Genomic DNA, 12289 nt, shown 5'->3' on the forward strand with positions numbered 1-12289 from the left:
TCCATCCAAAAGAGCATGAATGGGCTCTCCGAAAAAGTACAGATTATTTTGAGATAAACTTCGCTGACACCACACTACAAGAAAAGGCCTTCGCTACGACGAAGGCCTCTTCAATTATGGCTGATGCTGGTTCTGGTAAAAGTCTATGGTTTGTAATTTGCATTACCGCGATCTTGGGCGACGTTTGACCATCGGCGCATGTCGCGCAGCTCTTCTTCACCCAGCAACTCTACGCTGCCATCTAGGTTGGCGACGATGGCTTGTTGGTTGTAGCGCAAGTGTACGTTGCCGAAGTTGCCCGGAATTTCTTCATTGTAGCTGCTGGACCACTTATGTGGCGCATCGACATTGACCAATCCGACGTAGTCCACCACGTCTTCGTATTCGGCACTGTGTTGGAAACTGGAGGCAAAGACAATCTGCTGGCTTGGATTGATGCTTTTGCTCAATGTGGTGAGTTTGTAGTTTGGATCGTAGCCAACATATTTCGGGCTATATTCGTCGTAGTCGCCACCCATAAATTCGACATTGAGTCCGAAGGACGGAAAGAGCGCCACGTCGTAAGGATCATCGCGAATGGCATCCAGAAGCACTTGTGAGCGACCGGGGTAAAATGCGTCAATGCCATCCACATAAGGGAGCAGGCGGAAGACGTAGCGATCATAGTCAACACCACGGCTTACCGGGTTGCCATTGTGGTCGTAGATGATCACTTTCTGACGGTCTTCGGGGTCGGGATTAGATGGTAGCAGTTGCCCCTTGTGTTCCTGTGGGTACATCAGGTAGGCAGAAACTAACTGTCGGGCAGCCGTAACATCTCCTGCCTTGTAAGCAGATTCCTTGACCTTGCCAACGGCCGCTACTGTGACCGCTGAGAGAACGCCAACGACCCCAACGGTGACCAGAATTTCGACCAAGGTGAATGCGCGATGCTTGCAATGTATTTTCATGCTAATCAGTCCTCGAAACTAATATTTACTTTGATGAATGGAGTGGGGGTGGCTGCATCGAGGGGAGTCAGGGAGCGAACGCGGGTGAGTTGTGTGCCGTCATCATTTAGCTGGATAATTTCGGGGTCGCTCGTGTAGGGGCCGCCGACATCTGCGTTGGTTAGCCAGCTGCTTAAGTCACTGGAGACTGCAATGCTGTAGGTGAGGTCGTCGGCAGCAACTTGTTGGCGAAAGACAATCGCTGGGTAGTTGACATCATCGACGGCAACGATGTCTGTTTGAAAGTAGACTTCCTGCGTAGGGTTCTCAGGTTCGCCTCCGAGTGCGTATTCCATTACGTTGCTGAGCGCGTCGCCATCATAGTCATTATCTTTTGCCCAGTCGGAGGAGGAGATGCCGCCGCCATGATTGGATGGAAACGCAATTTGCCGCCAGACGGTATAATCTCTAGGTGCCAGAATCAGCTGGACGTCCGTTTCTCCAGCTATGGTAATTTCGAGTGGGTTGTCAGTGGATTCTCCAAAGTCGCCAACCCACTTCACGAATTCATAATTGGCGTTGGGGTCTGCTGTGATGGTGACTGTTTCCCACGGCTCGTAGATTAGCTTTTCTGGTGATTTTTCAATCAACCCAAAGAGCAAGCCATAGGGAATGTTGGTGTCGACGTTGAGACCGTAACCGTCGAGTTGTTGGTCATAGGTTTCACTGGTGTCGAGCTGAGCAGCTGCAAAGGATGAGTGTGCAAGCTCGTAGTCGAACTGGATATAGTAGTCGTATATGAGTAGGCTGGACGTGTCCCACTCCCAGGCGACAAAGAAATTACTGGTCGAGTCAGTTGTTGAAACTGTATTCGTGTAGCCGGCTTCGTAGAGTATCCAGTCTCCGCCAGCTTCCGTCCGGTAGTAGAGCTTAACCGAGTCGTTGAGTGGTGTTGACTGGCTGCCCTGATAAGTCATTGCCTGAAGCAGAATCTCGCCCGGGCTGTAGGTGGGGTTGTCGTAAACACGAATTCCCAGCGTCTGATCGGTAAAGGTGTAAAGTCGGTTTGTGCTCGTGACAATCGCACTCTCTGCGGCGTATTGCCCGAGGTACGCGGATTCATTGCCCCCGATGAAAGGATAGTTCACCTCCTCATCCGTCAGGGTTGAGTAGTCGGCAGGATCTTCGTCCGTGTAGGCAACGTCAAAGCCGAGGAAATACGCAAAGTCCTCATCAGTGAAGCCGTTACGAAAATCTGGCACAAGGAATTGCGCTTGGAGTGTCGTTGTCGAAATTAGAGCTAAAACTGTAAAAATTTGCTTCATGCAAATGATTGGTTTGTGGAAAGTTGCCCGCCAACGGCATGGAACCGCTGGCGGGCAGGTTTTCTTGCTTGGCTTTAACTAACGTCGTTGACGACGCATCAAAATCAGGGCGCCACAGGCCAGACCGGCGATGAGCGCATAAGTGCGAGGCTCGGGGACCACTTGTGCGAAGGTGTCGCCTTGATTGAGCTGGAGGCCCGAGATGGAGTAGTGAGCGCCGCTAGGACCCCAGTTGATTTCAAAGCTAGTAATATCATCGCCAATGCCGCTTAAGTCCCATTGGTAGGCAAAGAAATCAGTGCCAACGTGGGAGAAATCCGCGCTTAATGCTTGCGCGCCGGAGTTATAGTTGAGCGTTGGAAGAAGTTCTGCGTTGGCTTCAACTTGGAAAACAACTGTGGCAAGATCGGCTATGGCGCTGGTATCATAGACTGTCCATGAGCCTGGAGTGAATAGGTTGTAAGTGCCGCCGCCATCATCCTCTGGCAGAAAGACACCGCCTCCGCTAGTCTTAGTGAATTCAGCTGTGGTGTCTCCATTTTGTGCTGAAATCGGTGCTAGAAAAGGGTCGGTATACGCATTCGTGGGAAATACTGGGTAATTGGGATTTCCGTAAGTTTCCGCGTTTAATGTCGTCCAGCTGGATTCTACGTTAGTGCCCGGAAGCGTGATGTCTAGCATGGCCATCGTGCTTGTAGCCGCGCCAACAAGTGCGAGAGTAGTGATCAGTTGCTTGTTCATTTCTTTGTTAGTTATTTGGAATTGTTCTAATTATTAAAAATAGGATTCAGTCTCAATTTTAACTTAAAATGAGACGCCCGCCTGAGGGGCAGGGCGTCCCTGATATTTAGATGCTTGCGGTCAGCTCGCGCCAATCCTCGCGCTCCGGGATGCCTGGCTTGCGGGCACCGAAGAACTGAGCAATGATCTCGCCATCGGCGTCGTAGAGTTCGACTGCGTTGACGTCGCCATCGACAGTCGGCTTGATGACGTGCCATGCGCTGGCAATGCCGGTTTCCTTCAGGTGCAGGTTGAAGTCTGGATCGAGCACATTGAACCAGTCTTCGAAGATGACCAACTTGCTGACCGTGCCTGTGTGGATCTGGATCGCGGAGTCATTGCCCACAAATACCATGATTGGCATTTCCTTGTCGCGAGCCTGCTCGAGCAGGGTGCGGGCAACGCCGTTGTCGAGGCGACGGGTGAACTTGCCTTCGCCAAGTTCCATGGCTTGCAGACGGCTGACCTTGTTCTTTGCCATGAGCATGAAGAAATCGTGCGTGTCCTTGAGATTCTTCCAGCCATCGAGGAACTTTGCCGCGCGCTCTTCATCGACTGGAATAACGGCCTTCTTGGCAGGTGCTGGTTCCGTCAACATGGTCGCATCCTGATCTTCGTGGCTAAAGCGTGAGATGAGCTCTTCATAGAGTTCCATCTTGGACTCTTCCTTCGGGTAAACCTTGTGAATAGCGTTGCCATAGCGATCGAAGAACTGGATCGACTTCATTTCTTGCCCCCTGGCTTGTGCGGTGACAGCGTAGGCGTGAGCCCAGTCTGCAAAGAAAAGGCGCAAGTCGATATCCTTGCCGACAACCAGTCCTATCTTGCCGTTGTGAGATGAAATTTCTTCGTAACAGCCCTTACGCTCATGCACACAGTGTTCGTTGCGAGTCAGGACCATGACACGGCCAAGTGACTTCAATTCTTTGATAAAATCGATCCAGCTTTCGACGGCTAGGCGAATGGACTTGCAGCCACAATCGGCTGCGACAAGCTCACCTTCTGTCACACCGAGCTGATCGGCGCAGTCACGCATACGTAGCTTCGGATTAGATTCAATCAATGCAGCGTAGCGTTCGGCGAGTAATGTGGTGGTTGTGGTCATGAGTTATTGAGCAGATTAGTGCTTGGAATTGAGAACGAGTCCCATCAGCGAAAAAATGCTTGCTCACGTCAATAGGAAAAATCAAGTTTTTGAAATTATGTCTCATTTTCACCAATGGATCTTTCTGAAAAGCCTTCTTTTAGTAATCACGCTGGCACCGGTTGTGCTTTTAGCTGATGCGAAGCCGCGAATAGTAACTGTCGGCGGCGCGGCAACTGAGATTGTTTTTGCTCTAGGTGGTGGGGATGACGTTGTGGCCGTTGACCTTTCCAGCACTTATCCTGCTAAGGTGCGTGACTTGCCTCAAGTGGGCTATATCCGCAATATTACTCCCGAAGGCATTCTGTCGATGCGTCCGGATTTGATCGTTGCAACCGAAACACTGGGGCCGCCGGCTGCTAAGAAAATGCTCAAGCAGATGGGCGCTCCGATGGTATGGATTCCTGAGCCAAAGAGCCTTGCAGCCTTGGAAAACGGCTTGAGGACAATAGGCAAAAAGTTGGGCAAATCCGCAAAAGCGGAGGAAATAATCCTGGAGGTGCGCGCCAAATTAGCTGAATCTGCAGATACTGCGAAGCAGTGGAGCAACAAGCCGACGGCTGTCTTTTTCCTGGCTCCTCCGAGCTCGAGTGGTGGTGGTCGCGCGGGCGGGAAGGACACTCGCGGCGCAGAGCTGATTGAATTGGCGGGGGGCGAAAGCGTCGTCGATTTCTCGAATTTTCAAGTGATGTCGATCGAGTCACTGATAAAGACGGACCCCGACGTGATCTTTGTGGGCGTGTCGGATGGGCATGGTGCGACGCCGGAAAGCGTCGAGGCGATGCGTCAGCTCCCGGGTTTAGCGGGGATTAAGGCGGTGAAAAACAATGCCATCTACGCGGTGCCGTTGGATGACCTTTCCTTCGGGCCTCGTTTAGGCGATGCTGTGCAGCGTTGGAATGCTCATTTGGCCGAAGTTGCGAAATAGCTTTTGCGTTCATCTCAGAGCACGTTCTAGTTAAGCATCATGCCCTTGCGCATCCCCGAAAAGCGTCGTATCTGGATACACGTCGCCTTGGTCACGATCATGCTCGTGCTGGGTGTCGTGGCGCTAAACATTGGCCCGTTGAAGTCCACATGGGGAGAAATCTGGCAAGTTATCCGTGACCGTATCCTCTTTGTGGCGGTCGACGACCGCTCTTGGGCGGACCCGATCATCTGGAATCTCCGCATGCCGCGCATTGTGATGGCGATGCTTGTGGGGGCGGGTTTGGCAGTGGCGGGCGCATTGATGCAGGGGCTGTTCCGCAACCCACTGGCGGACCCCGGGCTGATCGGCGTTTCCAGCGGCTCGGCAATGGGCGCAGTGGTGTCAATCATCGTGCTTCCTTACATCGGGCTAACCGGCGATTGGCTGATGTATGCTGCGACACCGATATGCGCAATGGTTGGCGGTGTAGGCATTACATTTTTAATCTACCAACTTTCGCGCATCGGCGGGCGTATCAATGTGGCCTCCATGCTGTTGACCGGCATCGCGATCAACGCCATTGGCGGCGCTTTGATTGGCCTCGCAGTCACGCAAATTGCGACCGCTGAGCAGCTGCAATCCTTTACTTTCTGGAGCCTGGGGAGTCTTAATGGCGTGCTTTGGCCGGTAGTCGGAATTACTGCGCTGGTGCTATTGCCTTGCCTGGTTGCCGCGCTATGGCTTGGCAAGCCGCTGAACGCATTCTTGTTTGGAGAGTTGGAGGCCTACCACTTGGGCGTCGACGTGCCCAAAGTGAAGCGCATCGCAATCGTGGTCAGTGCGCTGATGGTGGGCGTGACGGTGGGGTTCACGGGTGGCATTGGTTTTATTGGCTTGGTGGCACCTCATATTATCCGTCTGAGCTTTGGGCCGGACCACCGTTTCCTGCTACCAGCTAGTGCGCTTTGCGGGGCGATTTTGCTGCTGATTGCCGATACTCTGGCGCGCACGGTTGCGGCACCGGCGGAGTTGCAAATCGGCATTTTGACGTCGCTGATCGGCGGCCCGTTCTTCCTGATGTTACTCCTCAAATCCAGAAAGGAAATGAGCATTTAGCCATGTTGAAAGCCGATAAAGTTTCCTTTTCCTATGGTCGCAGGACGGTGGTTGACCAAGTCACGGTGGCGATCGAACCGGGTAAAGTAATTGCCTTGCTGGGGCCTAATGGAGCGGGCAAGACCTCGCTTTTCCGCCTGCTCAGCGGTAGCGTGGCACCGGAGTCAGGCACGGTCACGCTTGATGGCAAACCGCTTAAGGACTACAGTGCAAACACGCTGGCTAAGCGCCGCGCAGTGCTCCCGCAGACCTCGCAACTGGGATTTAATTTCATGGTCCGCGAGGTCGTGGAAATGGGACGTTTGCCGCATGCCAAGGCCGATAAAAGCACCGACGAAGAAAGCGTGGTAGAGCTGGCGATGGAGTGGGCGGACATCAAGCATTTTGCTGATCGGCACTACATGAGTTTGTCTGGTGGCGAACGTCAACGCGTGCAGCTGGCGCGTTGCTTGGCGCAAGTCTGGCCCGGAGAAAAAGCCAGCGGTGAAAGCACCTACCTGATGCTGGATGAGCCAACGAACAACCTTGATATTTCGCATCAACACACCTGCCTGCGCGAGGCGCGCCGCCTGGCCGACAAGGGTGTGGGCGTGGCCTGCATTCTCCATGATTTCAACCTCGCGTTGGCCTATGCGGATTCTTGTGTGGTCATGTTCGATGGTATGGTTCGCGCAGCGGGGACCGTCGAAACCGCGCTGACGGCCGAGGTGGTAGGCGATGTTTTTGGCGTTAATGCGACACTGATTGAGCAGGATGGCCAACGCGTTATTGCGACTTTGCTGAAGTGAAAAACGCCATTTGAGGTCGATTTCATGTAAGTTGCTGATTATTAACTACTTGCGGAAATTGGCTATTTAGAACCAATACTTTTATGCACTTTTTTGGCCAATATGGGGTCATTTCATGGCATCTAAAGCAAACTTTTGGCGCCAATGCAGGCAATGTCGGCATGAAAAAGCCGCCTGCGAAACAACGCAAACGGCCTAAAGATCGGTTATTACTAAATGGTGTGAATTAATAACGCGCCATACCGGGCTGGATTTCGAGCGCCCAGGCGTCGATGCCTCCCTTAACGCTCACGGCCCCGTCCACACCCTTGGAGCGGAGGAATTCCGTGGCGCGTAGGCTGCGCATGCCGTGGTGGCAATATACGAGCAGCGGTTCGCTGGCGTTGAGTTCCCCGTAGCGCTGGGTAAGCTGACCGAGGGGGATTTCAATCGCGCCGTCGATCTTGGCGATGGCCACTTCGAAGTCTTCGCGGACATCGAGCACGGCGGGTGGTCTGGCTTGCTGTAGCAGGGCATGCGCCTCTTGAACCGTAATTTCCATGGAGACACTTTCTGGCGCCGCTTCGGGCTCGGCGCAAGACCACTCGTAATTGGCGGCAGAAATTTCTGTGATGCTCGGGTGGGTGCCACAGAGCGGGCACTCGGGGTCGGGCTTGAGCTTAAGCGTGCGGTGCCGCTGGGCCAGGCTATCGACGACGAGCAGGCGGCCCAGGAGGCTATCGCCAATACCCATGAGGCGCTTGATTGCCTCCATCGACTGGTAGCTGCCGATCACGCCGCACAGTGCGCCGAACACGCCGGCTTCCTCGCAGTTGGGCACCGTGCCGGGCTCGGGCATGGTCGGGAAGAGGCAACGGTAGCATGGGCCGCCAGCCTGGGGCTCAAAGAGCGATACCTGGCCCTCAAACTGGAAAACGCTGCCGTAAACGAGCGGTTTGCCCGCAAAGAACGCGGCGTCGTTGACGAGGTAGCGCGTCGGGAAGTTATCCGAGCCGTCGACGACGATGTCATATTGGCTGATGAGCTCCACGGCGTTGTCAACGGTGATGCCGCCAGGGTGGGGGATCAACTCGATGTGCGGGTTAATCGCGCGCAGCGAGGCCATGCCGGAGTCGAGCTTGGGTTGGCCGACATCGGCGTCGCCGTGGGCAATCTGTCGTTGCAGGTTGTGCGCTTCGACCTGGTCAAACTCGGCTAGGCCCATCGCGCCCACGCCAGCAGCGGCGAGGTAAAGCGAGGCCGGGCTGCCGAGACCGCCAAGCCCAATGATCAGCACGCGCGCGCCAGTCAGCTTTTCCTGGCCGGGAAGGCCCACTTGTGGCAGGCGCACGTGGCGCGAGTATCGGGAAATTTGCTCCGGTGTCAGGGACATGCGCCACAGTGAAGCGCGCAATGAAGCGTTTGCAAAGGGATTTTAATGATCGACAGGGAGTGTGCACTAATCGACCTATAGAGTCAGTGCTCCCTAGCGGGACGAGTTAGTGCGAACCTTATCCAGAATATCCTTAGGCGAGGCGTAACGGGCGATCAGTTGATCGCCAACGTAGATCTTCATGCTGATGCCCAGCAGTTTATCCATGGATTTTTTGGCCCCGCCACCGACCCAATAGTAGCCTGCATCGAGCTCTGTCTTTTGCATCGCGATGCGCTCAGTCGAAGTGGTGATGCTTTTGCGTGCGGAAAGGAAATTGATGTTGTATTCGCCCTCTTGCTTCTTGTAGTCACCGTCCTTACGGCTGTCTGCGGCGATTTGGTCGTCGAATTTGAAAAAGACGTATTCTACCCGGACGTTTTTAAGGTCGATGTCGCTGCTGTTCTCAAGGGTGATTTCATAGTAGCCGTTCCAATCCCAACTTTCAATGCCGCCGTCTTGGCTACGCTCCTTGCGCGTACCGCCTTCTTTGGTGTTGATTTTGAGCAGGCGCCCCTGATCCATGAGAAACGTCAGGCGCCATTCTTTGAGAAACTTCTGATCTTTCTCCGAGAAAATGTCGGGGGCCACAGTAAACTCGGCACCATCATCCCGCTTGATTCGGATGTTTTGCCCAATGACGGCGACGGGGCGCGCGTTCATTGTTTGTCCACTTTGGCTGGTGAATTCGCGATACCATTCTCTGGCTTGCGCAGAGCAGCAAAGAACGAGGAAGGAGAGGATGCAGAGAGAGAAGGCGTATCTCATAATAAAAACCACTTTAGCACATTGATAATTTTGATCAATTACAGATTTTCAATTGTTTTATAATGTTCACACTTCGTGCAAGCGAAGTTTTCGAAAATCAGATTTTTTTCCGTAGCGCGGCTGATTTGGGTAGGGAGAACGCTGGCGCTAGGGGGGGAGAAGATCGTAGCATGAAAACAGTCCTTAGAGGGCGTCTAAAAGCTCAAGTGGTCTTCGCCGGAGAGCGTCTTCGAGGTCAAAATATCATTTCTTCATCTCGACGAAACTGGTTTCGCCTCGATTCAGAAGTCGGAATTTTGCCTCTCGAATACATCTCGCCGACTCGATCAGACTTTTTAGACGCCCTCTTAGAGGTAGGGACGGTTGCCCTCAACCGTCCGGTTTCATCAGTTCGGCATTCATGCGTGGCGGACGGTTGAGGCAACCGTCCCTACCTTGTTGCGCGAGCAGTTGAATGTCCGCAGCCTTAGGCCACGCCTTTGGTGCTCAAAATGAATGCTCGTTGCCTCACGGCTATAATCATTCATGCGTGGAAGCGGTTTTACGCCGCGAATAGCCGTGTCGGCGAAATTTTCAGGAAGGAGTTGATCAATGGCCGGGCTTGCGCATGGTAGGGACTCATGCCCGAAAAGTTTGTTGTCATCATGGCTGGAGGACGCGGTGAGCGCTTCTGGCCGCAAAGTCGTTTACGCCGCCCCAAGCACCTGCTGCCAATCGTGGGGTCCAAGCCCATGCTCACGCAGACCATTGAGCGCCTCGAAGGACTCGCGCCGATGGAGAACGTGATGATCATCACCAACGCTGAGCAGCGCGACGCCGTGATCGAAGTGTGCCCAATGCTGCCGCCGGAAAACGTGATTGCCGAGCCCGTGGGCCGTGATACCGCACCCGCCGTAGGCCTGGCAATGGAGCTGGTCCGCGCGCGTGATCCGCAAGGCGTGTTCGCCATGCTGCCGGCCGATGCCGTGATTCACGACGCTGCTGGATTCCGCCGCGTGCTGGGCGCTGCTTTCCAGGCCGCCGAGCAAGACCCGGTGCTCGTCACCGTGGGTGTCGAGCCGACTTATCCAGCGACCGGTTTTGGCTACGTCCACAAGGGCGAGCAATACGCGACCATCGACGAGCAGCCCGTCTTCAAGGTTCAGCGCTTCGTTGAAAAGCCCGACCTCGCCACCGCCGAGGAATACGTGTCCAGCGGCGAATACTACTGGAACGCCGGCATGTTTGTGTGGAGCGTTTCCACGATCGACGCTGGCTTTGCCGCGCATTCGCCGAGCCTCTATGCTTCGCTGGAAAAGGTGAAGTCCGCGCTCGCCGCCAAGGAGCCGATCGATGCGCTTCTTGCCCGCGAATATCCGACTTTTGAAAAGATCTCCATCGACTTCGCGCTCATGGAAAAAGCTGACAACGTGGTGACCCTGCCATCGGCTTTCGATTGGGACGACGTCGGCTCCTGGCCAGCCGTGGCCAACCACCACCCGAAGGACGATGCGGGTAATGTCGTCAAGGGCGACGGTTGGGTCGAGCAGGGCAGTGGCAATATCGTGCTCAGCGAAAACAGCGACGGCCACCTCGTGGCGCTCGTCGGCGTGGACGACTTGATCGCGGTCCGCACGCCGGACGCGACCTTGATCTGCCCCAAAGAAAAGGCGCAGGAAATCAAGGCCCTCGTGAAGGAGCTCGGCGCCCACGAAGTCTGGAAGAAGCTGATGTAGCGCTTGAGACTGCAACGAACCTTTGAATGCGCCGGGGATGCTGACTCCGGCGCATTTTTTTGAACTACAGATAGCGCAGATGAACGCAGATGATTGGTAAACGTGCTCAATTTTCATGAAAGACATTGGAGTGGATCTGCGTTCATCTGCGCTATCTGTAGTTCAAAACTGCGTTGCCAATTTCAGTTGATTTGCAACGGACGTGATTAGATAACGGTGGCCATGAACTACCTTGGTATTGACTACGGGGAGAAACGCATCGGCCTGAGCGCGGGCGACGATGAGGTGTGCCTCGCTGTACCGATTCCTGCTGCTGTCGAGCCGACCAAGGAGGCGCGGATGGTGCACATCGCGCAGGAGATCAAGCAGCGCCGCATCGGCGCGTTGGTCGTGGGTTATCCGTATAACATGGATGGCTCGGTCGGCTTTAAAGCCAAGGAAGTGGATGCGTTTATTGGTGAGCTGGAGGCGAAGTTCGGTTTGCCGATTCACCGCACCGACGAGCGCCTGACTTCGCAGGCGGCCGAGGCGCAGATGCGGACGAATAAGCCCAAGAAAAGCCGCTCCAAGAAGTCCGTCAAGGCGAAGCAGGAAGAGCGCCGCAGCGGCAATTTGGACTCGCGTGCGGCGGCATTGATCTTACAGGATTATCTGGATGGCGGCATGGCGCCGCTGTTGCCCGATTGGGACGACGAATGACCTATCTGGAATTTAAGACGCGTGTGCAAAGCGAGCTCCAACAAGCGCCGGGCGGGTTGACTTGGCGTGAGTTGAAAGCGGCGGCGGACTTGCCCTACGCGCGGGCTTGCCCCGAGTGGACGCGGTGTCTGGAGGCCGACATTGCGCTGGACCGGACGGAGCGTCGCGGCCGCGCGCAGGTGTGGCGGATTATTCCTCGATGACCCAGTAGTAGCGGGAGCCGCCGTCGGCTAGCTGGAGCTTGCCGGTGGACGTGTCGCCGTCGTCGAATTTATCGTCGATGTCCTGGATTTGCTCCATGCTACAGGTGAAGTCATCGACGCCCACAGCGGCATAGAAGAGCCCGCCGTCATCGCCTTCAATGTCCCAGACTCCGCCAATGCTCGGCTGTGTAAGGAAATCACTGGGCTTGATGTATTCATCGAGCGGCGATCCAACCTCGCCCGAACTGAAGTCTTCGGGGGGCAGTCCGACTTCGAGCATGTAAGTGTCGATGGCGCCGCTGAACTGACGCGCGTCGTTCATAAAGCGTGTGTTTTGGGCTGCCTGCCTGACGCGTGCAAACGCGGGCATGGCCATGACCGCCAGTAAGCCAATCAACACCACGACGACCATAATTTCCACTAGTGTGAATCCGGTCGACTCTCTGCGTGTTGCTTTCATAGTGAATATAACATATCATAATGACCAATTTATTGAAGTGA

Annotated in this window: 14 protein-coding genes; 7 read left to right on the forward strand and 7 right to left on the reverse strand. The window is 54.7% G+C overall.

Annotated elements, in window-relative coordinates; translation table 11 throughout:
- On the forward strand, positions 1 to 188 hold a 188-nt coding region (locus RBB62_RS16885; protein ID WP_309400289.1), incomplete at its 5' end, for a hypothetical protein.
- Here the strand turns inward: RBB62_RS16885 and RBB62_RS16890 are convergent.
- The 4 genes from RBB62_RS16890 to RBB62_RS16905 form a co-directional block, all read right to left on the reverse strand.
- The gene (locus RBB62_RS16890; protein ID WP_309400290.1) at positions 144 to 950 is read right to left on the reverse strand and encodes a prepilin-type N-terminal cleavage/methylation domain-containing protein; all 807 of its coding nucleotides are present in this window, start codon (positions 948 to 950) and stop codon (positions 144 to 146) included. The genes RBB62_RS16885 and RBB62_RS16890 overlap by 45 nt on opposite strands.
- Before the next feature lie 5 nt (positions 951 to 955).
- Positions 956 to 2191, reverse strand: a complete 1236-nt coding sequence (locus RBB62_RS16895) for an InlB B-repeat-containing protein (protein WP_309400291.1) — start codon at positions 2189 to 2191, stop codon at positions 956 to 958.
- Positions 2192 to 2332: 141 nt separating this feature from the next.
- A complete protein-coding gene (locus RBB62_RS16900) occupies positions 2333 to 2995 on the reverse strand; it encodes a PEP-CTERM sorting domain-containing protein (RefSeq protein ID WP_309400293.1) in 663 nt (220 codons plus the stop codon).
- 106 nt (positions 2996 to 3101) lie between these two features.
- Positions 3102 to 4139: a hemin-degrading factor gene (locus RBB62_RS16905; protein WP_309400294.1), complete on the reverse strand. Its 1038-nt coding sequence runs from the start codon at positions 4137 to 4139 to the stop codon at positions 3102 to 3104.
- 55 nt (positions 4140 to 4194) lie between these two features.
- Here RBB62_RS16905 and RBB62_RS16910 point away from each other — a divergent pair, with 55 nt between their 5' ends.
- The 3 genes from RBB62_RS16910 to RBB62_RS16920 are packed head-to-tail and all read left to right on the forward strand — an operon-like array spanning position 4195 to position 6992.
- Entirely contained in the window at positions 4195 to 5106 is a 912-nt protein-coding gene (locus RBB62_RS16910; protein ID WP_309400295.1) for a heme/hemin ABC transporter substrate-binding protein, read from the forward strand.
- Positions 5107 to 5145: 39 nt separating this feature from the next.
- Positions 5146 to 6204 carry a FecCD family ABC transporter permease gene (locus RBB62_RS16915; protein WP_309400296.1) on the forward strand — a complete coding sequence of 353 codons (1059 nt, stop codon included), beginning with the start codon at positions 5146 to 5148 and terminating at the stop codon, positions 6202 to 6204.
- A gap of 2 nt (positions 6205 to 6206) precedes the next feature.
- Positions 6207 to 6992, forward strand: a complete 786-nt coding sequence (locus tag RBB62_RS16920) for a heme ABC transporter ATP-binding protein (RefSeq protein WP_309400297.1) — start codon at positions 6207 to 6209, stop codon at positions 6990 to 6992.
- Between the two features lie 226 nt (positions 6993 to 7218).
- Here RBB62_RS16920 and moeB read toward each other — a convergent pair whose 3' ends face one another.
- Both moeB and RBB62_RS16930 read right to left on the reverse strand, forming a co-directional pair.
- The gene (gene moeB, locus RBB62_RS16925; RefSeq protein ID WP_309400298.1) at positions 7219 to 8364 is read right to left on the reverse strand and encodes a molybdopterin-synthase adenylyltransferase MoeB; all 1146 of its coding nucleotides are present in this window, start codon (positions 8362 to 8364) and stop codon (positions 7219 to 7221) included.
- Positions 8365 to 8457: 93 nt separating this feature from the next.
- A complete protein-coding gene (locus tag RBB62_RS16930; RefSeq protein ID WP_309400299.1) occupies positions 8458 to 9171 on the reverse strand; it encodes a hypothetical protein in 714 nt (237 codons plus the stop codon).
- A gap of 620 nt (positions 9172 to 9791) precedes the next feature.
- Between RBB62_RS16930 and RBB62_RS16935 the strand changes: the two genes are divergently transcribed.
- From RBB62_RS16935 to RBB62_RS16945, 3 genes are all read left to right on the forward strand, one after another.
- The gene (locus RBB62_RS16935) at positions 9792 to 10886 is read left to right on the forward strand and encodes a mannose-1-phosphate guanylyltransferase (RefSeq protein WP_309400300.1); all 1095 of its coding nucleotides are present in this window, start codon (positions 9792 to 9794) and stop codon (positions 10884 to 10886) included.
- Between the two features lie 222 nt (positions 10887 to 11108).
- Complete coding sequence (gene ruvX / locus RBB62_RS16940) at positions 11109 to 11585, forward strand: Holliday junction resolvase RuvX (RefSeq protein ID WP_309400301.1); 477 nt, start codon at positions 11109 to 11111, stop codon at positions 11583 to 11585.
- Positions 11582 to 11788 carry a hypothetical protein gene (locus RBB62_RS16945; protein ID WP_309400302.1) on the forward strand — a complete coding sequence of 69 codons (207 nt, stop codon included), beginning with the start codon at positions 11582 to 11584 and terminating at the stop codon, positions 11786 to 11788. The genes ruvX and RBB62_RS16945 overlap by 4 nt, the downstream gene beginning before the upstream one ends.
- On the opposite strand, the gene RBB62_RS16950 is transcribed toward RBB62_RS16945, so the two are convergent.
- On the reverse strand, positions 11775 to 12248 hold the full coding sequence (locus tag RBB62_RS16950) for a type II secretion system protein (protein WP_309400303.1): 474 nt from the start codon (positions 12246 to 12248) through the stop codon (positions 11775 to 11777). The two genes, RBB62_RS16945 and RBB62_RS16950, sit on opposite strands and share 14 nt — an antisense overlap.
- Positions 12249 to 12289: the final 41 nt, after the last annotated feature.

It is taken from the genome of Cerasicoccus maritimus (assembly GCA_031296935.1).
GTDB classification, from domain to species: Bacteria; Verrucomicrobiota; Verrucomicrobiia; order Opitutales; family Cerasicoccaceae; genus Cerasicoccus; species Cerasicoccus maritimus.